Annotated in this window: 17 protein-coding genes; 11 read left to right on the forward strand and 6 right to left on the reverse strand. The window is 70.6% G+C overall.

Going from position 1 to position 19,112, the window contains the following annotated elements:
• The first annotated feature begins 21 nt into the window (after nucleotides 1-21).
• Nucleotides 22-1,008, forward strand: a complete 987-nt coding sequence (locus ACGFIB_RS06395; protein ID WP_393368998.1) for an AraC family transcriptional regulator — start codon at nucleotides 22-24, stop codon at nucleotides 1,006-1,008.
• 54 nt (nucleotides 1,009-1,062) lie between these two features.
• Here ACGFIB_RS06395 and ACGFIB_RS06400 read toward each other — a convergent pair whose 3' ends face one another.
• The 3 genes from ACGFIB_RS06400 to ACGFIB_RS06410 form a co-directional block, all read right to left on the reverse strand.
• Nucleotides 1,063-1,797, reverse strand: a complete 735-nt coding sequence (locus ACGFIB_RS06400; RefSeq protein ID WP_357291328.1) for an ABC transporter permease — start codon at nucleotides 1,795-1,797, stop codon at nucleotides 1,063-1,065.
• Entirely contained in the window at nucleotides 1,794-2,522 is a 729-nt protein-coding gene (locus ACGFIB_RS06405; RefSeq protein WP_223852888.1) for an ABC transporter ATP-binding protein, read from the reverse strand. Before ACGFIB_RS06405 ends, ACGFIB_RS06400 begins: the two co-directional genes overlap by 4 nt.
• 146 nt (nucleotides 2,523-2,668) lie before the next feature.
• Complete coding sequence (locus tag ACGFIB_RS06410) at nucleotides 2,669-4,393, reverse strand: pentapeptide repeat-containing protein (RefSeq protein WP_393369002.1); 1,725 nt, start codon at nucleotides 4,391-4,393, stop codon at nucleotides 2,669-2,671.
• Nucleotides 4,394-4,562: 169 nt separating this feature from the next.
• Here ACGFIB_RS06410 and ACGFIB_RS06415 point away from each other — a divergent pair, with 169 nt between their 5' ends.
• From ACGFIB_RS06415 to ACGFIB_RS06445, 7 genes are all read left to right on the forward strand, one after another.
• Nucleotides 4,563-5,063 carry an RAD23 family protein gene (locus tag ACGFIB_RS06415; RefSeq protein WP_142567612.1) on the forward strand — a complete coding sequence of 167 codons (501 nt, stop codon included), beginning with the start codon at nucleotides 4,563-4,565 and terminating at the stop codon, nucleotides 5,061-5,063.
• Between the two features lie 240 nt (nucleotides 5,064-5,303).
• Complete coding sequence (dnaK, locus tag ACGFIB_RS06420; RefSeq protein WP_142567613.1) at nucleotides 5,304-7,169, forward strand: molecular chaperone DnaK; 1,866 nt, start codon at nucleotides 5,304-5,306, stop codon at nucleotides 7,167-7,169.
• A complete protein-coding gene (gene grpE, locus ACGFIB_RS06425; RefSeq protein WP_393369006.1) occupies nucleotides 7,166-7,807 on the forward strand; it encodes a nucleotide exchange factor GrpE in 642 nt (213 codons plus the stop codon). The genes dnaK and grpE overlap by 4 nt, the downstream gene beginning before the upstream one ends.
• Before the next feature lie 113 nt (nucleotides 7,808-7,920).
• Entirely contained in the window at nucleotides 7,921-9,090 is a 1,170-nt protein-coding gene (dnaJ, locus tag ACGFIB_RS06430; RefSeq protein ID WP_142567615.1) for a molecular chaperone DnaJ, read from the forward strand.
• Nucleotides 9,091-9,094: 4 nt separating this feature from the next.
• Entirely contained in the window at nucleotides 9,095-9,442 is a 348-nt protein-coding gene (locus tag ACGFIB_RS06435) for a heat shock protein transcriptional repressor HspR (RefSeq protein WP_393369010.1), read from the forward strand.
• 23 nt (nucleotides 9,443-9,465) lie between these two features.
• Nucleotides 9,466-12,057, forward strand: coding sequence for an ATP-dependent chaperone ClpB (gene clpB, locus ACGFIB_RS06440; RefSeq protein WP_357258836.1), 2,592 nt, complete (start codon nucleotides 9,466-9,468; stop codon nucleotides 12,055-12,057).
• Between the two features lie 97 nt (nucleotides 12,058-12,154).
• Nucleotides 12,155-13,591 carry a hypothetical protein gene (locus ACGFIB_RS06445; protein WP_393369013.1) on the forward strand — a complete coding sequence of 479 codons (1,437 nt, stop codon included), beginning with the start codon at nucleotides 12,155-12,157 and terminating at the stop codon, nucleotides 13,589-13,591.
• Nucleotides 13,592-13,828: 237 nt separating this feature from the next.
• Here ACGFIB_RS06445 and ACGFIB_RS06450 read toward each other — a convergent pair whose 3' ends face one another.
• Nucleotides 13,829-14,368: a tetratricopeptide repeat protein gene (locus tag ACGFIB_RS06450; RefSeq protein ID WP_142567619.1), complete on the reverse strand. Its 540-nt coding sequence runs from the start codon at nucleotides 14,366-14,368 to the stop codon at nucleotides 13,829-13,831.
• Nucleotides 14,369-14,531: 163 nt separating this feature from the next.
• On the opposite strand from ACGFIB_RS06450, the gene ACGFIB_RS06455 reads away from it, so the two are divergent.
• Entirely contained in the window at nucleotides 14,532-14,927 is a 396-nt protein-coding gene (locus tag ACGFIB_RS06455) for a hypothetical protein (RefSeq protein WP_142567620.1), read from the forward strand.
• 26 nt (nucleotides 14,928-14,953) lie between these two features.
• On the opposite strand, the gene ACGFIB_RS06460 is transcribed toward ACGFIB_RS06455, so the two are convergent.
• Both ACGFIB_RS06460 and ACGFIB_RS06465 read right to left on the reverse strand, forming a co-directional pair.
• On the reverse strand, nucleotides 14,954-15,604 hold the full coding sequence (locus tag ACGFIB_RS06460) for a TetR family transcriptional regulator (RefSeq protein WP_142567621.1): 651 nt from the start codon (nucleotides 15,602-15,604) through the stop codon (nucleotides 14,954-14,956).
• Between the two features lie 223 nt (nucleotides 15,605-15,827).
• Complete coding sequence (locus tag ACGFIB_RS06465) at nucleotides 15,828-16,919, reverse strand: CapA family protein (protein WP_357241854.1); 1,092 nt, start codon at nucleotides 16,917-16,919, stop codon at nucleotides 15,828-15,830.
• 117 nt (nucleotides 16,920-17,036) lie between these two features.
• Here ACGFIB_RS06465 and ACGFIB_RS06470 point away from each other — a divergent pair, with 117 nt between their 5' ends.
• Together ACGFIB_RS06470 and ACGFIB_RS06475 are read left to right on the forward strand one after the other, a co-directional pair.
• Nucleotides 17,037-17,480, forward strand: coding sequence for a Fur family transcriptional regulator (locus ACGFIB_RS06470; RefSeq protein ID WP_142567623.1), 444 nt, complete (start codon nucleotides 17,037-17,039; stop codon nucleotides 17,478-17,480).
• A 63-nt stretch (nucleotides 17,481-17,543) separates the two neighbouring features.
• Nucleotides 17,544-18,992, forward strand: a complete 1,449-nt coding sequence (locus ACGFIB_RS06475) for a catalase (RefSeq protein ID WP_393369020.1) — start codon at nucleotides 17,544-17,546, stop codon at nucleotides 18,990-18,992.
• Nucleotides 18,993-19,112: the final 120 nt, after the last annotated feature.

Below are 19,112 nucleotides of genomic sequence, written 5' to 3' on the forward strand. Positions count from 1 at the left end.
GTGATCGTCTACCGTGACGGCATGGACGTGCTGAGCGATCTGCTCCACCGGGCTCACGCCAGGAACGCCACGGTCAGGCAGTTGATCCAGCGGCCGCCGTGGGCGCTGGCCTTCACCGGTGTCCCTCCCCTCACCGTCGTGGCCGCGCTCGGCGGCCACGCGTCGGTCCGGCTCGACGACGCCGGCGTCACCCCGGTGCGCCTGGCCCCGGGCGACATCGCCCTCATCGGCGGCCCGCAGGCGCACACGATCGCCGACAGTCCGGCCACCCCGCCGCAGGCCGTGATCCACGGGGACAGGAAACACGTCGTCGGCGGCGAGGGGGCGGCCGGGGTGGGGGCGGCCGGGGTGGGGGCGGTCGGGGTAGGGGCGGTCGGGGCGCAGCGGAGTCTGGGCCCGCGCACCTACGGCGACGGCCTGCCCGGGGCCACGATCATGCTCAGGGGCGCCTGCGAACTGCGCGGCGAGGCCGGCGTCCGGCTGCTGCGCATGCTGCCGCCGCTGGCGGTCGTGCCGTCCGGGCCGCGCACCCGGGCGGCCCTGGACCTGCTCGCCACCGAGGTCGCCCGCGACGAACCGGGCCAGGACGCGGTCCTCCACCGGCTGCTCGACCTCGTGCTCGTGCTGGCGTTGCGGGCCTGGTGCGCCGGGCCCGAGGCTCCGCTCCCCTCCTGGCACGGGGCGCTGGCCGATCCCGCCGTCGGCGAGGCGCTGCACCTGCTGCACGACCGTCCCGCTCACCGCTGGACGGTCGCCGAGCTGGCGGCCGGGGCCGGCATGTCCCGCGCCGCCTTCGCCGCGCGCTTCAGGAGCATGGTGGGCGAGCCCCCGCTCACCTACCTCACCGGCTGGCGGATGGCCCTGGGAGCCGATCTGCTCAGCGACACCGACGCCACCGTCGCCGCCGTGGCCCGCGAGGTCGGCTACGAGGACGCGTTCGCCTTCAGCGTGGCGTTCAAGCGCGCCCACGGGGCCAGCCCCTCGGCCTGGCGCCGTCGAACGCGCTGAGCCTCGTTAGCTGAGCCTCGTTACCCACGGCGTACGGCGGCGATCAGGATTCGCTCAGGAGGTCCGGCGGCGCAGCGTGGCGGCGCCGAGCAGAAGGGCAAGCACGGCCGACCCCGCCACCACGACGACGTCGCGCCAGAACTCGCCGCCCGGGTCGGCGTCCGCGACCGCGTGCGCCATCGCCTCGATCGCGTACGACATGGGCAGCACGTCCGAGATCCACTCCAGCACGGTCGCCATCTGCCCGCGCGGCACGAGGATCCCGCCGAGCAGGATCTGGGGGATCATCACGATCGGCATGAACTGCACGGCCTGGAACTCCGTACGGGCGAACGCGCTGCACAGCAGGCCGAGCGCGGTGCCGAGCAGGGCGTTGAGCAGGGCGACGAGCACCAGCGGCCACAGCGGGCCCGGCAGGTCCAGGCCCAGCCAGGTGAGGGAGACGGCCAGCGCCAGCGCCACCTGGGCACACGCCGCCAGCCCGAACGCGAGGCCGTAGCCGAGGAGGAGGTCGAGCCGGCCGAGCGGCATCGCCATGAGCCGCTCCAGCGTGCCCGACGTGCGCTCGCGCAGGGTCGCGATCGAGGTGATGAGGAACATCACCAGGAAGGGGAAGACGCACAGCAGGATCGGCGCCCAGTGGCCGAACGACCGCTCGTCGTCCATCACGTAGTAGAGCAGGATCATCACCAGTGTGGGCACCAGGACCATCAGCGCCACCGTCCGCCGGTCGTGGCGGAGCTGGGTCGTGATCCGCCTTGCGGTGGCGAGGGTGATCGCGACACTCATGCCGCCGCCCTCTCCTCGATCAGGCGCAGGAACGCCTCCTCCAGGTCGGCCGTGCCCGTGTGCGCGCGCAGGGCGCCGGGGGTCTCGTCGGCGAGGATCTCCCCCTGGCGCAGCACGATCAGCCGCTCGCACCGCGCGGCCTCGTCCATGACGTGGCTGGAGACCAGGATCGTGGTGCCGCCCTCCGCCAGGCGGTGGAAGAGCGTCCACAGCTCCTGCCGCAGCACGGGGTCGAGCCCGACCGTCGGCTCGTCCAGCACGAGCAGTTCCGGACGGCCGAGCAGCGCCACGGCGAGCCCGGCGCGGCCCAGCTGGCCGCCGGACAGCGTGGACCCGAGCTGGCGGGCGGCACCGGCGAGCCCCACCTCGGCCAGCACCCGCTCGGGGTCGTCCTTCGGCGCGCCGAGCACGGCGGCGAAGTAGCGCAGGTTCTCCAGCACGGTCAGGTCCCGGTAGACCGCCGGGCTCTGCGTCGAGTAGCCGATCCTGCGGCGCAGGCCCGCGCTCCCGGCCGGCTCGCCGAGCACCCTCGCCTCGCCGCCGGACACGATCTGGACGCCCACGATCGCCCGCATGAGCGTCGTCTTGCCGCAGCCGCTCGGCCCGAGCAGGCCGGTGACCTGCCCTCGGGGCACCTCGAAGGTCAGGCCGTGCAGGACCTCCGCCCCGCCCCTGACCACCCGCAGATCCCGTACGGCGATCGCGGGATCCGATAAATTCATCATGTGATGAAATTAGACCCGCGACAGGGGCGCGTCAACGCGTGATCGGTTGCTCGGTGGCGGCGCACGCGATCGCTGGCGCCCGGTCGAGAAGCCTCCTCTGCGGACCGGATCACACCGGTGAGGGCCGTCGATCGCGAGGAGTCCGGCTACGGTCGCGGCGCACCGGCGGATCGGGCCACAGTGCCACGGGTGGGGTCCGCCGGATCCGGTATCTCGCACCATGCCGGAGGCCAGACGCGCGCGGCCGCGGTGGTGCGCGGAAAGGTGACACCGGACAGGTCACCGCCGCCGATGTCGGCGCCGTCGAAATTCACAGAGCCTTTGAAGTGCGTGTCCGCCACGTCCAGACGTTGGAGGCCGCGCGGTTCCCTTCCCTGAACCCGAACCGTAAGCGCTCTGATGCTCCGCCGGACGACTGACACGCCTTCGTGCTCCGCTTCGAAATGCACGGCGGCCGCCCCGGGGTCGGTCTTGTACGCGATGCCGCGCGACGCCGTACCGGCGAAGGACGCGTCGTCGAGGAACGCGCAGTGCCGGAAACCGGCCCGGCCGAAGAACGTCCCTTCGAAGGAGGCGGGACCGGCGAAGTCCGAATAGCGGAAACGAACACCGCAGCGGAAGATCGCGAAGCCGAAGTTCAAGCTGCCTTCGAAGGCCACGCCTTCGAAGTGCCCCAGGAAGAACTCGCTGTCTTCGAAGCTCGTGAGGCCCCCATCGAAGCTCGCGTCGGTGAACCTCGCCGTGCCGAAGCGGGCCCCGCTGAAGTCGGCGTCCGTGAACGTCGCTTCACGGAAGTCGGTGTCGAACCTGAACAACGCGTACGCGAAGCCCGCCCCGCCCCGGAATTCGGCTCCCGTGAAGTCCGCTCCGAAAAACGCCGCGGCGCCGAAGTCGGCGAAGCCCCTGAACTCGGCGCCGGTGAAGACCGCCCTGCTGCGGAAGCGGCAGCCGGTGAAGTCCGTCCTGCCGGAGAAGACCGCCTGCTCGAAGCTCGCCGCCTCGACCTCGCTGCCGCTCACGTCGAAGTCGACCAGAGACGCTCTCGTGAGGTCGACGGCGACGCCCGGCCAGTGATCGCCGTCGTCGCCTTCGCCGGACGCGCCACCGGAGGACTTCAGATGGCGGACGACGATCCGCTGTGCGGTGAGACGGGCCTCCAGGTCCGGCGAGTGCTCCTGGCCCGGGGCGTGGTCCCCGATGTCGCCCGCGCCCCCGGCCGGCTCGCGTGCCCGGTCCGCCGGGTCACCCGCCGCGCCTCCCGGCAGGGGGGCCCGCAGGTACGCGCAGAGCACATCCATGACGGCCTGGCGGTGCTCAGGGTTGTTCCGGCCCAGCCGCTCCAGGGCGTACATGGCTGCGATGCGCACGCCCGGGTTGCCGGAGCCGAGCTGGTCCACGGCCTTCGAGTAGAGCTCGGTGACCCGCTTCTCCGTCGCGTCGTACTCCTGGTAGACCTGCGTGCGCTCACCCAGCCACTGGCGGCGGACAGCGAGGAGGAGCGCCACGCCTCCGGCAGCTCCCGCGCCCACCGTCAAGCCGCTCTTGATCGCGTCCAGCCGAAGTGCGGGATCCGCTCCCGCGATCGCCGTGAGGGCGGTCGTGGCGATCCAGGTCGAGACTGCGACGCCGATGAGGCCGCCGACGATCCACCAGACCGACAGCACCCGCATCGGGGAGGGCGACGTCCGCGCGGACCTCGAGTTCGTGGCCAGCAGTACGAGTCCGGCCAGCAGCAGGACCAGCCCGCCGAGGGCGAGCACGCCGCCGGGCGGTAGGCGCGCGAGAAGGCCGGGAACGTCAATCCAGCGCGCGGCGAGGACGACGGCGGCCAGCCCTGCGAGCAGAGCTGCGGCCCCCGTGGCCTTGCGCATCCGCGTCCCTCTCGAATCCGTGCCGTGGCATGCGGCCCGTCCAGCGGCTCCCCACATGATCACGTACCCGTCCGACCGCGTAAAGGGGCCTCGGAAGCGGGACCCGGGAGCGGCGCCCAGGGCGATCACGGCGGGTGAACCGGAGAGCCTTCACAGCCGTGTAAGGGGAATGAGAAAGCTCTGGCTCGTGGCCCTCCTCTTCCTGGTGGTCGCCTGCGGAGGGACCTCCTCCACCTCGGCCTCACCCGAGCAGCCCGAGGGCTCCCCCTCCGGCGCCGGGGTCGACCACCCCTCCCGTCCGCCGGCCCAGTCGCCGGGTACGGCCACCGGCGCACCGGCGGCCCCGTCCGGCGCGCCGAGCGGCACCCCGTCTCCCGTGACCCCGGCGGGGCCCACGCTGAACCCGCACACGGTCCCGTGGGAGAGCGCCACCCCCGCCGGCGACGGCCGGTCCCTCGACGTCGTGTGGTGGTCCGGGGTGGAGCCCTGCAACGTGCTCGACCACGTCGAGGTGACCGAGACCGCGCGCGAGGTCACCGTCACCCTGTACGAGGGACAGGACCGGCGTTCGCCCGACGCCGTCTGCATCGCGATCGCCGTCCTGAAGACCACGAAGGTGCACCTCAAGGCCCCCCTCGGCGGCCGGAAGGTCGTGGACGGCGCGAAGTAGGCCACCGAGCCGAACCGAGCCGAACCGAGCCGGATGCGGCCGCGGCCGGGGGGGGCACGCCCACCGCCCGGGCTCCGGCCCCGGACGAGGCAGACAAAACAGTCCACACAAGTCGCGACGACGGGATGAAATCCGCGCGCTCCAAGGTTGAGCCCCATAGACTCAAGCTGTTTGACAGACCCCCCGGCGGGGCTAGTATTTGAGTCTGACCGACTCAACTTTGACTACAAGGACGTACTCATGGCACGTGCGGTAGGTATCGACCTGGGGACGACCAACTCCGTCGTCTCGATTCTCGAGGGCGGCGAGCCCACGGTCATCGCGAACGCTCAGGGCTCGCGGACCACGCCGTCCGTGGTCGCGTTCGCGAAGAACGGGGAGGTTCTCGTCGGCGAGGTCGCCAAGCGGCAGGCGGTGACCAACGTCGACCGGACCATCCGCTCGGTCAAGCGCCACATGGGCACGAACTGGTCGATCGAGATCGACGGCAAGAAGTTCACGCCCCAGCAGATCAGCGCGTTCGTCCTGCAGAAGCTCAAGCAGGACGCGGAGGCGTACCTGGGCGAGAAGATCACCGACGCGGTGATCACCGTCCCGGCGTACTTCAACGACGCCCAGCGGCAGGCCACCAAGGAGGCCGGCCAGATCGCGGGCCTCAACGTGCTGCGCATCATCAACGAGCCCACCTCCGCGGCGCTGGCCTACGGCCTCGACAAGGAGAAGGACCAGACCATCCTGGTCTTCGACCTCGGCGGCGGCACCTTCGACGTGTCCCTGCTCGACGTCGGCCAGGAGGACGGGCACGGGTTCGTCGAGGTCAAGGCCACGAGCGGCGACAACCACCTCGGCGGCGACGACTGGGACCAGCGGGTCGTCGACGAGCTGGTGACCCGCTTCAAGAACGCGCACGGCGTGGACCTGGCCAAGGACAAGATGGCCCTCCAGCGCCTGCGCGAGGCGGCCGAGAAGGCCAAGATCGAGCTGTCGGCCCAGACCGAGACCTCGATCAACCTGCCCTACATCACCGCCTCCTCCGAGGGCCCGCTGCACCTCGAGGAGAAGCTGACCCGGGCGGAGTTCCAGCGGATCACCGCCGACCTGCTCGAGCGCTGCAAGGGCCCCTTCCACCAGGTCATCAAGGACGCGGGGGTCAAGATCTCCGACATCGCCCACGTGGTCATGGTCGGCGGCTCCACTCGTATGCCGGCCGTGTCCGACCTGGTCAAGGAGCTGACCGGCGGCAAGGAGCCCAACAAGGGCGTGAACCCGGACGAGGTCGTCGCCATCGGCGCCGCGCTCCAGGCCGGTGTCCTCAAGGGCGAGGTCAAGGACGTCCTGCTGCTCGACGTGACCCCGCTCAGCCTGGGCATCGAGACCAAGGGCGGGATCTTCACCAAGATCATCGAGCGCAACACGACGATCCCGACCAAGCGTTCGGAGGTCTTCACCACGGCCGAGGACAACCAGCCGTCGGTGCAGATCCAGGTCTACCAGGGCGAGCGTGAGATCGCGGCGTACAACAAGAAGCTGGCCACCTTCGAGCTGACCGGCATCGCCCCGGCCCCGCGCGGCATCCCGCAGATCGAGGTCACCTTCGACATCGACGCCAACGGCATCGTGAACGTCTCGGCGAAGGACCTCGGCACGGGCAAGGAGCAGTCGATGACCATCACCGGCGGCTCGGCCCTGGGCAAGGACGACATCGAGCGCATGATGCGCGAGGCGGATTCCTACGCCGAGGAGGACAAGCGGCGCCGCGAGGAGGCCGAGGTCCGCAACAACGCGGACGCGCTGGCCTACCAGACGGAGAAGTTCCTCCGCGAGAACGACGAGAAGGTCCCGGCCGACGTGAAGACCGAGGTCAACGACTCGCTCGCCGAGCTGAAGAAGGAGCTGGAGGGCACCGACATCCCGGCCATCCGCACCGCCGCGGAGAAGCTCGCCACGGTCAGCCAGAAGATGGGCTCGGCCATCTACGCCCAGTCGCAGGCCGGCGCCGAGGGCGCCCCGGCCGGCGCGGACGCGGACAGCGCGCAGGCGAAGGCCGACGAGGACGTGGTCGAGGCCGAGATCGTCGACGATGAGCGGGAGGGCGGCCGCAAGTGAGCCCGCGTGAGAACGGCTCCGAGGAGGAGCCGGTGATCCGCGACAACCGCAAGATCGACCCGGAGACCGGCCAGGCCCGCGACTCCGCCGGGGACGCGCCCGAGGGCGCCCTCGGCGACCCGGGCACGCAGACGGCGGCGGCGCCCGCCGAGGGGTCCGCGACGGACCTGCTCGCCGAGCGCACCGCCGATCTGCAGCGGCTCCAAGCGGAGTTCAGCAACTACCGCAAGCGGGTCGAGCGCGACCGGATCGCCGTCAGGGAACAGGCCGTCGCGAGCGTGCTCACCGAGCTGCTCCCGGTGCTCGACGACATCGGCCGCGCCCGCGACCACGGCGAGCTCACCGGCGGCTTCGCGAAGGTGAGCGAGTCGCTGGAGGCGGCCGTCGGCAAGCTGGGCCTGACCGCGTACGGCGCGAAGGGCGACCCCTTCGACCCGACCGTCCACGAGGCCCTGCTGCACAGCTACTCGGCGGAGGTGACCGAGCCGACGTGCGTCGAGATCCTCCAGCCGGGCTACCGGATCAACGAGCGGATCCTGCGCGCCGCCCGCGTCGCCGTCGCCGAGCCGAGCGAGGAGACGGCGACGGAGGAGACGGCGGCCGGCTCCGGCGAGTCCGGCGGACCGGACCAGAACTGAAAACGCGGAGGTCTCTCCCGATCGGCGAAGATCGGGAGAGACCCGCGAGGGCGCCCGCGACGACAGCCGCGGGCACACTGAATCACTCCCCTTTCGTGCGAAGGAAGCAATAGATGAGCACCAAGGACTACTTGGAAAAGGACTACTACGCCGTCCTTGGTGTGCCCAAGACCGCGAGCGCGGAGGAGATCAAGAAGGCCTACCGCAAGCTCGCCCGCCAGTACCACCCCGACGCCAACCCGGGGAACAAGGAGACCGAGGAGAAGTTCAAGGAGGTCTCCGAGGCGTACGACGTGCTCTCCGACGCCAAGCGGCGCAAGGAGTACGACGAGGCGCGCACGCTCTTCGGGTCGGGGCTCGGCGGCTACGCGGGCGCGGGCGGGACCCGGGCCGGCGGCAACTTCAACTTCGACCTCGGCGACCTGTTCGGCGGCTCGGGGTCGGGTGAGCGGATCGGGGACCTGTTCGGGGGGTTGTTCAACCGGGGCGGAGCGGGCACGCGCACGACCACCGCCCGCCCACGGCGCGGCCAGGACGTCGAGTCGGAGGTGACGCTCGCCTTCGGCGAGGCGGTCGACGGCACCACCGTGTCCCTCCGGCTCACCAGTTCGGCCGCCTGCACCGCCTGCGGCGGCACGGGGGCGAAGGCGGGCACCACCCCACGGGTCTGCCCGACCTGCGAGGGAACCGGGGCGGCCAGCCGCAACCTCGGCAACTTCGCCTTTTCCGAGCCGTGCCGCGACTGCCGCGGCCGGGGCCTGGTGGTCGATGACCCCTGCCCCGTCTGCGAGGGCAGCGGGCGCGGCAAGAGCACCCGTACGATCCAGGCCCGCATCCCCGCCGGGGTCGGCGACGGCCAGCGCATCAGGATCAAGGGCAAGGGCGCGCCCGGTGAGAACGGCGGTCCTGCCGGCGACCTCTACGTCCTGGTCCACGTCAAGCCGCACCCCGTGTTCGGGCGCAGCGGGGAGAACCTGACCGTCACGGTCCCCGTCACCTTCCCCGAGGCCGCGCTCGGCGCCGAGATCAAGGTGCCGACGCTCGGGGGGATGCCGGTGACCCTGCGCATCCCGGAGGGAACGCCCAACGGACGGACGTTCCGGGTGCGCGGCCGAGGGGCCTCCCGCAAAGACGGCACGAAGGGCGACCTGCTGGTCACCGTCCAGGTCACGGTGCCCCAGACCCTCGACGACAAGGCCCGCGCGGCCCTTGAGGAGTTCAGGAACGCCACGGAGGGCCAGGACCTTCGCGAAGAGCTGATCAAGCAGGCCAGAAGCGAGTGAGCCGATGGATGCCAGGTTTTTCGACATCTCCGACGACACCCCCGTCTATGTGATCTCCGTAGCCGCCCAGCTGTCCGGGCTGCACCCGCAGACGCTCCGCCAGTACGACCGGCTCGGGCTCGTCAGCCCCGGCCGTACGGCAGGGCGGGGGCGGCTGTACTCGACAAGGGACATCGTGCTTCTGCGCGAGGTCCAGCGGCTCTCCCAGGAGCACGGCATCAACCTCGCCGGCATCAAGCGCATCCTCGAACTCGAAACCGAGAACATGCGCCTGCACGAGGAGGCCACCCGGCTCAGGGGTGAGCTCGCCATGCTGCGGGCACTGGTCCGCTACGAACTGCCACCTGCCTGATCGGCGAAACGAGGCATTCAGATATGGACTACAAGTTCACTCAGAAGAGCCAGGAGGCTCTGTCCGGGGCCGTCCGGCGCGCCGCGGCCGACGGCAATCCCGAGGTCGCGCCCGCGCATCTGCTGACGACCCTGCTGGCGCAGAACGGCGGCATCGCCGGGTCGCTGCTGCAGGCCGTCGGCGCGGACCCCCGGCAGTTGCGCACCCAGGCCGAGGAGCTGCTCGGCCGGCTGCCGAAGGCGCAGGGCTCCACCGTGAGCGCGCCGTCGAGCTCCCGCCAGTTGCTGACCGTGCTCAACACCGCGGCGCAGCGGGCCAAGCAGCTTGAGGACGAGTACGTCTCGACCGAGCACCTGCTCGTCGGGCTCGCCACCGACGGCGGGCAGGTCGCCGACCTGCTGAAGGCCGCGGGCGCCACCCCTAACGCACTGCTTGAGGCGTTCGAGAAGGTCCGCGGGCACGCCAGGGTGACCAGCGAGACGCCCGAGGACACCTACCAGGCGCTGGAGAAGTACGGCGTCGACCTCACCGAGCAGGCGCGTGCCGGCAAGCTCGACCCGGTGATCGGCCGCGACAGCGAGATCCGCCGGGTCATCCAGGTGCTGTCGCGCCGCACCAAGAACAACCCCGTGCTGATCGGCGAGCCCGGCGTCGGCAAGACCGCCGTGGTCGACGGCCTCGCCCAGCGGATCGTCGCGGGCGACGTGCCCGAGAGCCTGCGCAACAAGCGCCTGGTCGCGCTCGACCTCGGCGCGATGGTCGCGGGCGCGAAGTATCGCGGCGAGTTCGAGGAACGCCTCAAGGCCGTGCTCAACGAGATCAAGGAGAGCAACGGCCAGGTCGTGACGTTCATCGACGAGCTGCACACGATGGTCGGCGCGGGCGCCGCCGAGGGCGCGATGGACGCGGGCAACATGCTCAAGCCCATGCTGGCCCGCGGCGAGCTGCGCATGATCGGCGCCACCACGCTCGACGAGTATCGCGAGCGCATCGAGAAGGACCCGGCCCTGGAGCGGCGGTTCCAGCAGGTCTACGTGGGCGAGCCCACCGTCGAGGACACGATCGCGATCCTGCGCGGGCTCAAGGGCCGATACGAGGCGCACCACCAGGTGCAGATCTCCGACAGCGCCCTGGTCGCCGCCGCGACGCTCTCCGACCGCTACATCACGGCTCGTTTCCTTCCCGACAAGGCGATCGACCTGGTGGACGAGTCGATGTCGCGGCTGCGGATGGAGATCGACTCGCGGCCGGTGGAGATCGACCAGCTCCAGCGCAGCGTGGACCGCCTGAAGATGGAGGAGCTCGCGCTCGCCAAGGAGACCGACGAGGCCAGCCGGCAGCGCCTGGAGAAGCTCCGCGAGGAGCTGGCCAACCGGCAGGAGGACCTCAACGCCCTGGTCAGCCGGTGGGAGCGGGAGAAGGCCGGCCTCAACAAGGTCGGTGAGCTGAAGAAGCGGCTCGACGAGGCGCGCGGCGCGGCCGAGCGGGCCCAGCGCGACGGCGACTTCGAGGCCGCGTCGCGGCTCATGTACGGCGACGTCCCCCGCCTGGAGAAGGAGCTCGCCGAGGCCACCAAGGCCGCCGAGTCGGCGGAGGCCGAGGCCGAGCCGATGGTGAAGGAGGAGGTCGGCCCCGACGACATCGCCGAGGTCATCTCCTCGTGGACCGGCATCCCCGCCGGGCGGCTGCTGGAGGGCGAGACCGCCAAGCTGCTGCGGATGGAGGACGAGCTGGGCGAGCGCCTGATCGGCCAGCGCCAGGCCGTCCAGGCCGTCTCCGACGCCGTACGGCGTGCCCGGGCGGGCATCGCCGACCCCGACCGGCCCACCGGCTCGTTCCTCTTCCTCGGCCCGACCGGCGTCGGCAAGACCGAGCTGGCCAAGGCGCTCGCGGAGTTCCTGTTCGACGACGAGCGGGCCATGACCCGCATCGACATGAGCGAGTACAGCGAGAAGCACAGCGTGGCCCGTCTGGTCGGCGCGCCACCCGGCTACGTCGGCTACGAGGAGGGCGGCCAGCTCACCGAGGCCGTGCGGCGCAGGCCGTACACCGTGGTGCTGCTCGACGAGATCGAGAAGGCCCATCCCGAGGTCTTCGACATCCTGCTGCAGGTGCTCGACGACGGCCGGCTCACCGACGGGCAGGGCCGCACGGTCGACTTCCGCAACACGATCCTGATCCTCACCTCGAACATCGGCTCGCAGTTCCTCGTGGACCCCACGATGGAGAACGAGGCCAAGCGCCAGGCGGTCATGAACGCGGTGCGGGCGTCGTTCAAGCCCGAGTTCCTCAACCGGCTCGACGACATCATCGTGTTCGACGCGCTGGGCACCGAGGAGCTGTCGCAGATCGTGGACCTGCAGGTCGCCCGGCTCGCGCGGCGCCTGTCGGACCGGCGGCTGAAGCTGACCGTCACGCCCGCCGCCCGCGACTGGCTCGCGCTGACCGGCTACGACCCGCTGTACGGCGCCCGCCCGCTGCGCCGCCTGATCCAGTCGGCCATCGGCGACAAGCTCGCCAAGGAGCTGCTGTCGGGGGCCATCAGGGACGGCGACGAGGTAATCGTCGACTTTGACGAGGCAGGTGACACGTTGACGATCCGGCCCGCTCGGTAAGGTCTTCTCCACCATTGGGGCAAGCGCGCCCCGCCCTTTTCCCTCGCTGCTACGTTCGGCGTTCGTCGGACTACCGTACGCGATCAGGGGGACGTGGATGTCCAGGACATCACGAAGTATTCGAGGGCGGTGCGTCGCGCTGGCGGCGGTCACTGCGGGAGTGAGCTGGCTGACCGGGGGCCCGGCGATGGCGAAGGACGGCGCGCTCGCCGACGCCTGCCGGGCCCAGAGCCGCGACGTCACCAGCCACGACGTCACCGGCCGCGACCTGTCGGGAGGAGTGACCACCTTGCCGGCGGCGGGTGTGCTGAGCATCGCCGACGCGGCCGGAGCGGCCGCCGGGCAGGGGCACAACTCGCTTCCCACCGGCCCGGCCGTGCTCACCAGGACCATCCCCGGGCCCACGGCGCTGCCGGCCGTGCCCGGCCCCCGTGCGCTGCCGGGCACGATGCCCGGCGCGGCATCCGGTGCGGCAGCCGGCGCGGCTCCCAGTGTGGCCAAGGCCGCTCCCGCCGCTCCCCGCACCACGACGGCACTGCCCGCACCGGCGGGCGTGAAGACGCTTCCCGCCGACGCCACGACCCTCTCGGCGCCCGCGAAGGCGATCTCCGCCCCGGTGCAGAACGCCGTGGCGGGCGCCACGGCCGTCTCCGAACCGCGCCGCGCGCCCGCCGCGCCCGCGGCGGACGCCAGGACCCTGTTCCCGGCCAGGAGCACCGTGCCCCTCCTCGCCACCGCACCGGCCAAGCCCGGCACCGCGAACGCATGTGCGCCGCAGGCACTGCGGACCGCGCCGGCCGCCCAGGAGCGCAAGCACCCCGAGGCGCAGGGACATCAGAAGAAGAACCACCGGAACCCCAAGCCGCAGGACCAACCGGCGGGCTCGGCGTCGCGAGGCGACTCCGCCCAGGGTTCGGTGCCGCAGAACCCGGGCGCACAGAACCCGGGCGTACAGAACCCGGGCGCGCGTAACCCGGAGGCACGGAATCCGGGAGCGCGTAACCCGGAGGCACGGAACCCCGAGGCGCGGAACCCGGGAGCGCCGAACCAGGGCGCCCAGGGCTCTCTCGCGTCCCAGGGCGAGTCCCACAGCCACAGTTCGCAGAGCGGCGCGTCGGGCCAGGAGCAGAGCACCAAGACCTTCCCGGTGAAGGACCGCCGCCACCGCAAGGCGCACCACCCTCACAAGCAGCCCGGGGCCATGGCGCCTGGCCAGGCCGCCAACCAGAGTGCCGGCCAGGCCGGCCGGCCCCTGACCGGCACGCGCAACGCCTCCCTGCCGGAAGGCGAGCGCAAGAAGGGGGCCAAGGACAAGCGTCAGCGCAACGACGGCGCGAGCGGGCAGGGAACCGCCATGGGCGTGCTGCCCGACGCGGCGGACGGCCGGCACGTGCCGCGGCTGCGCGAGTACCCCAAGGCGGCATCGCACCGGCAGAACGGTGACATCACCGCTCCGGCGGCCCTCACCAAGGCGACGGGCACGCGCGCGGTGACCGATTTCGCCGCCGCGGCCGGCAAGAAGCTCCTGCCGTAACCCCGCCGTACGACGCCCCCGCTCCCCCGGGGTCGGCATCCGGTCTCGTCCGCCGGAATACCGAAGACAGCGAAGACGAAGACTGCGAAGGCGACGAGACCGAAGGCAACGAAACCGAAGACAACAGAACCGAAGACGATGTGACCAAGGGGCCGTGATCCACGGCCCCTTTTTCCATGCCCGCACACCATCTCGCCGGGTGGAGGCCCTCAGCCGTTCCCGAAGTGCCGAGAGGGCTCAGCGGGAAGCGTCGAGGAGGGCGTCGAGGTCGTCCTCCGGCAGGCCGAGATCGACCCGGATGCGGTAGCGGGTGCGCAGTAGCGAGTCGCGGATGCCCGACCCCACCGCGCCGCAGGCGCGGGCGCCGTCGGTGGCCCACTCGTGCGCCGCGTCGAGGTCTCCGTACGCCATGAGCGTCTCGGCGACGGTCAGCGCGGTGGCCGGGTTCCAGTCTCCCGACCCGACCGCGGCGATCAGCGCCCTGGCCTCCTCGGGCCGGTCGAGCTCGAACAGCGTGTCGGCGATGCCCGCACGCGGGTCCACCGGCACCTCCCCGCCGTCCTCCAGAGCGCTCTGGTAGCGGTCGAGGGCGGTCGCGGGCTGACCGGCCTGGCGCCACTCCTCCGCGGCGAGCACGAGGATCGCCGCCCTGGACATCTCTCCCGACTCGTACCCCTGGGCCAGCGCGTCGAGGCGGCGGGCGAGGGCACCGTGGTCATCGAGCAGCAGAGCCTGTTCGAGCAGTCGGTCCACCTGCTCATTTGTCACATGTGCCACAGAGCCGAGGCTACCGATCCCGGTCTGTTTTCGCAGGACAACACCAGGCATTGCCGAAGCAACAGTTAGTACACGTTTGACTACCATACGCTTTTCTCGGCAGATAGTCGGGCATATCGCACCATGCCTGTGCCAATCGAAGCTCGGCGAGGAGCGTTACAGCATGTCCAAGCGGGTGATACTGACTCTCGCCTCCACAACAGTGCTCGCCGCCGTGGTTCCGGGGTTCGCCGGCTTCGTCACGGCCCAGTACGAGGCGCTCGACCGGGCCCGAGCCGAACTGTCCCGGCTGCAGACCAAGCTGCAGATGATGGAGCTGAGAGTCGAGCCGGCGGCGGATCTGCGATGCCGCGCCGACACGAGCGGGCAGCGACAGCCGAGCCTGACCGACGAGGACGACACGCGGGAGCTGACGATCCCGCCGCGCACCCGCACCAGGTCCTGGCAGAACACCGCCTACGTCCGGAGCACCGCACCGGGGTTGTGGCCCTCGATCGGCGTCCCCCATGCCGTACCCGGCCCGCAGGCGCCGGGCGATCTCCGCCACCCGCACGAGTGAACCGCCCGGCGCGAACACGCCCGCCGTCACGCGCGGCGCGAGACGGCGGAGGCGAGTTGCCGGGACAGATATCCGCGGACGAGCTGTTTGGCTTCGGCCACGATTCCGGGGTCGCCGTTCGGGTCGTGCCGGAAGGCGAGCTTCAGCACCGCGTCCCCGGCCTCGACGGCGACGAGAATGGCACGATCCAAATCCTCACTGTCAGCCAGCCCGAATTCGGTGAGCAGCAACGCGCGCAGCCGACCGGCGATCACGGTGTTGTTGTCGGCCACGGAATCGAGAAGGTCGAGATCGAAGACCTCACCGAAGTGCAGCGAGCGGAACCCGGGCACGCTGCGGTGCATCTCGACGTACTCGTCGATGATGGCGTCGACGGCGTCCCACCAGCCCGCGTAGTCCTCGGCGATGAAGCGACGCCCGACACGCGCGACGAACAACTCGACGTTGCGCCGCGTCAGGGCCTGGCTGAGCGCCCGCTTGTCCGGGAAGAACTGGTAGACCGAGCCGATCGCCACCCCGGCCCGCTCGGCCACCCGGGTGGTCGTCAGTGCGTCGTACCCGCCCTCGTCGAGCAGCTCGGCGCAGGCGTCGAGCATCCGCTCCACCCTGCGGGCGCTGCGACGCTGCGAAGGACGCCGCCGCAGCGGCTCACCGGGATGCGACGAGCGCGGCGGCATTCCCTCACCACCCCCATTGCCCCATTTCTCGACGGCGGCACGGGTCTCAATGGCAGCACAGTGCTCGACGGCGAAAGCGGGGCCGTCTGCTTCCCTCACATACCAGCTGGACACCCACTCATCTTGCCTGTTTCACGCGCCGCGGTCAGCGCTTATCGACCAGTCGTCTGATTTACAGCAAGAAATCCCGTCGCACCGCTGTCAAGAATCCCGTCGCACCGCCTCAGGAGTCGGCGGGTGCGGCCGACAGGCCGGTGCAGCCGCGCAGCGCGCGGTACGCGCCGAGCGCCTGCTGCTTGGCGCCGCCCGTCACGGGAATGGGCACGCCGCCGTTGATCCGGGCGGGGGTCCACTGGTCCTTGAGCACCTTCCTGCCGTTGATCGTCAGGGTGAGCACGCCGGTCGTCCCGGTGTCCGGGCCCCAGTTGTAGAAGGCGAAGTTGCCCAGGCCGTACTGCACGTACGCCTGACCGGAGAAACCGCCGCCCAGCAGGATGTGCGCGTGGCTGCCCACGATGACGTCGGCCCCCGCGGCCACGAGCTTGTCCGCCAGGCTCCGCTGCACCGGCGTCGGGCACTTGACCAGCTCGGTGCCCCAGTGCAGGAACACGATGACGGTGTCGGAGTTCTTTCGAGCCTGCCGTACGGCCCGGATGAGGCGGGGCTCGTCCTTGGCGGAGGCGAGCCCGCCCTTGCTGCCGGAGGCGGTCCAGGACTGGATGAACTGCGAGTCGAGCACCTGGGTGGCGCCGATGATCGACACCCGGTTGCCGTTGACCGTCCTGCGGTAGGGACGGAATGCCTCGGTCACGTTCGCGCCGATGCCGATGACGGGGAACTTCGAGGACCTGATCGCCTTGAGTGTGTCGGCCAGGCCGCTCTCCATGTAGTCCATGCCGTGGTTGTTGGCCATCGTGACGACGTCCACCCCGGCGGCCTTGAGCGCGGCGAACGCCGTGGCAGGGGCGCGGAAGGTGAACTGCTTGCCCGGCGCGGGCGTGCCGGCGGTGGTGATGGCCGTCTCGAGGTTGAGCGCCGTGAGGTTGGACCTGCGCAGGACGGCGGCGATCGGGCCGAGCGCCGTACGCGGGTCGGCGTCGAGCCGGCTCCGCAGGACGCCCTCGAAGTGCACGTCGCCGGCGAAGGAGATCGTGAAGGGCCGCCGCTGCGGCGGTTTGGGAGACGGCTTCGCGGTCTTGACCTCCAACTGCGACGCGCCGGGGACGGGCTCACTCTCCGCCGGGCTGCACCCCGCGACGAGAAGGGGAGCCGCGAGGAGGGCGAACAGGGACAGGGCGAGGGGCTGACGTCTCACGGCACCCGAGCATGCCATCTCCGTCGGCGGACGGGGAGGCTGTGGGAGATCCTGGGGCAAATAACTGGGAGAGTTCCTTTACTTGAACCATTCAAGTTTGCTGCTAACGTGGGGGTTGTGAACGACCCCGGGCGCCTTCGCGAGGCCGGACTGCGGGTGACCGCGGCGCGGCTGGCGATCATGCAGACCGTGAGCGGGGGCGACCACCTCGACGTGGAAGCCATCCATCGCGGTGTGTGCGAACGGGTCGGCCAGGTGTCCCTGCAAGCCGTCTACGATTCGCTGAACGCGTTGCAGCGCGGCGGACTCCTCCGCCGCATCGAGCCCGCGGGCAGCCCGACGCGGTACGAGACGCGGGTGGGCGACAACCACCACCACCTCGTCTGCCGCAGTTGCGGAAGAGTCGCGGACGTCGACTGCGCCGTGGGGCACGCGCCCTGCCTGGAGCCGGCGTCGGACGCCGGCTACCTGGTGGACGAGGCGGACGTCATCTACTGGGGCCTGTGCCCCCCGTGCCGGGCCGAAGCCGGCAGCGCCCAGCCCGACTCCGCCCGCGTCTGAGTCCCGTGCTTGTTCCATCGCTTTCCGCACGCAGTTCCATGAAGTGACCCCGGAGGCAACCCCATGACCGACAGGCCCATCACCACCACTGACGCCGGGATTCCCGCTCCCAGCGACGAGTTCTCCCTGTCGGTCGGCCCCAACGGCCCGCTGCTGCTGCAGGACCACTACCTGATCCAGAAGATGGCCGCCTTCAACCGGGAGCGGGTCCCCGAGCGGGTGGTGCACGCCAAGGGCGGCGGCGCGTACGGCGTGCTCCGGATCACCGAGGACGTCAGCCGGTACACCAAGGCCAAGCTGTTCCAGAAGGGCCAGGAGACCGGGCTCTTCCTGCGGTTCTCGACCGTCGCCGGAGAGCGGGGCAGCGCCGACACCGTACGCGACCCCCGCGGCTTCGCGATCAAGTTCTACACGGAGGACGGCAACTACGACATCGTCGGCAACAACACGCCGATCTTCTTCATCCGCGACCCCTCGAAGTTCTCCGACTTCATCCACTCGCAGAAGCGCCGCGCCGACACCCACACGCGCGACCACAACATGCAGTGGGACTTCTGGACGCTGTCGCCCGAGTCGGCCCACCAGGTGTCGTTCCTCATGACCGACCGCGGCACGCCGCGTTCGTGGCGGCACATGCACGGCTTCGGGTCGCACACCTTCCTCTGGTACAACGCCGCCGGCGAGAAGTTCTGGGTCAAGTACCACTTCAAGACCGAGCAGGGCATCGAGAACTTCACCGACGCCGATGCCAGGGCGCTGGTGGCGGAGGACCCGGACTTCCATCTTCGCGACCTGCAGACCGCCATCAGGAACGGCGACCATCCGGCGTGGAAGGTCAACATCCAGATCATGCCGTTCGAGGACGCGGCGGACTACCGGTTCAATCCGTTCGACCTCACCAAGGTCTGGCCGCACTCCGACTACCCGGAGATCACCATCGGCCGGTTCGTGCTGAACCGCAACCCGGAGAACTACTTCGCCGAGGTCGAGCAGGCGAGCTTCGAGCCGGCGAACCTGGTGCCGGGCATCGGGCCCTCCCCCGACAAGATGCTCCAGGGCCGCCTGTTCTCCTACCCGGACGCCCACCGCTACCGCATCGGGCCGAACTACCTGCAGCTTCCGGTCAACGCGCCGAAGGTGCCGGTGCACAGCTACAACGTCGACGGTCACATGCGCTACCGCAACCCGGGTGACCCGGTCTACGCGCCGAACAGCGTCAACGGCCCCGCGGCCGACCCGTCGCTTTACGAGGGCGAGAACTACCAGGTCACCGGTGAGATCATCCGGAGCGCCTACGTCAGGCACCGCGAGGACGACGACTACGTCCAGCCGCGCGCGCTGTGGGAGAACGTGCTCTCGGACGTCGATCGCGACCACATGGTGAGCAACATCGTCGGCCACGCCTCGGCTCCCGAGGTCACCGCCGACATGAAGAAGCGCGTGGTCGACTACTGGACCAACATTCATAAGGACCTCGGACAGCGCGTCGCGCAGGGGCTCGGCGTCGCCTGACCCCCTTCCCCTCGCGTACGGCTCGCGCCCCTTTCAGGCGCGGGCCGTACGCGCCTGTTGTCTCACGATCGCCGCCTCCGCGGACGTGGACCGGGAGTCGCAGCCACCCTGATGCCGCAG

This window comes from Microbispora bryophytorum (genome assembly GCF_043197435.1).
Classification (GTDB): domain Bacteria; phylum Actinomycetota; class Actinomycetes; order Streptosporangiales; family Streptosporangiaceae; genus Microbispora; species Microbispora bryophytorum.

Coding starts and splice junctions, on each gene's coding strand:
- ACGFIB_RS06435 (WP_393369010.1), top strand. CDS start 9,095: ATGGATGCCAGGTTTTTCGACATCTCCGACGACACCCCCGTCTATGTG.
- ACGFIB_RS06475 (WP_393369020.1), top strand. CDS start 17,544: ATGACCGACAGGCCCATCACCACCACTGACGCCGGGATTCCCGCTCCC.
- ACGFIB_RS06405 (WP_223852888.1), bottom strand. CDS start 2,522: ATGATGAATTTATCGGATCCCGCGATCGCCGTACGGGATCTGCGGGTG.
- ACGFIB_RS06460 (WP_142567621.1), bottom strand. CDS start 15,604: ATGCCGCCGCGCTCGTCGCATCCCGGTGAGCCGCTGCGGCGGCGTCCT.
- ACGFIB_RS06455 (WP_142567620.1), top strand. CDS start 14,532: ATGTCCAAGCGGGTGATACTGACTCTCGCCTCCACAACAGTGCTCGCC.
- ACGFIB_RS06415 (WP_142567612.1), top strand. CDS start 4,563: ATGAGAAAGCTCTGGCTCGTGGCCCTCCTCTTCCTGGTGGTCGCCTGC.
- dnaK (WP_142567613.1), top strand. CDS start 5,304: ATGGCACGTGCGGTAGGTATCGACCTGGGGACGACCAACTCCGTCGTC.
- ACGFIB_RS06410 (WP_393369002.1), bottom strand. CDS start 4,393: ATGCGCAAGGCCACGGGGGCCGCAGCTCTGCTCGCAGGGCTGGCCGCC.
- ACGFIB_RS06445 (WP_393369013.1), top strand. CDS start 12,155: ATGTCCAGGACATCACGAAGTATTCGAGGGCGGTGCGTCGCGCTGGCG.
- ACGFIB_RS06395 (WP_393368998.1), top strand. CDS start 22: ATGGACGTGCTGAGCGATCTGCTCCACCGGGCTCACGCCAGGAACGCC.
- clpB (WP_357258836.1), top strand. CDS start 9,466: ATGGACTACAAGTTCACTCAGAAGAGCCAGGAGGCTCTGTCCGGGGCC.
- dnaJ (WP_142567615.1), top strand. CDS start 7,921: ATGAGCACCAAGGACTACTTGGAAAAGGACTACTACGCCGTCCTTGGT.
- ACGFIB_RS06400 (WP_357291328.1), bottom strand. CDS start 1,797: ATGAGTGTCGCGATCACCCTCGCCACCGCAAGGCGGATCACGACCCAG.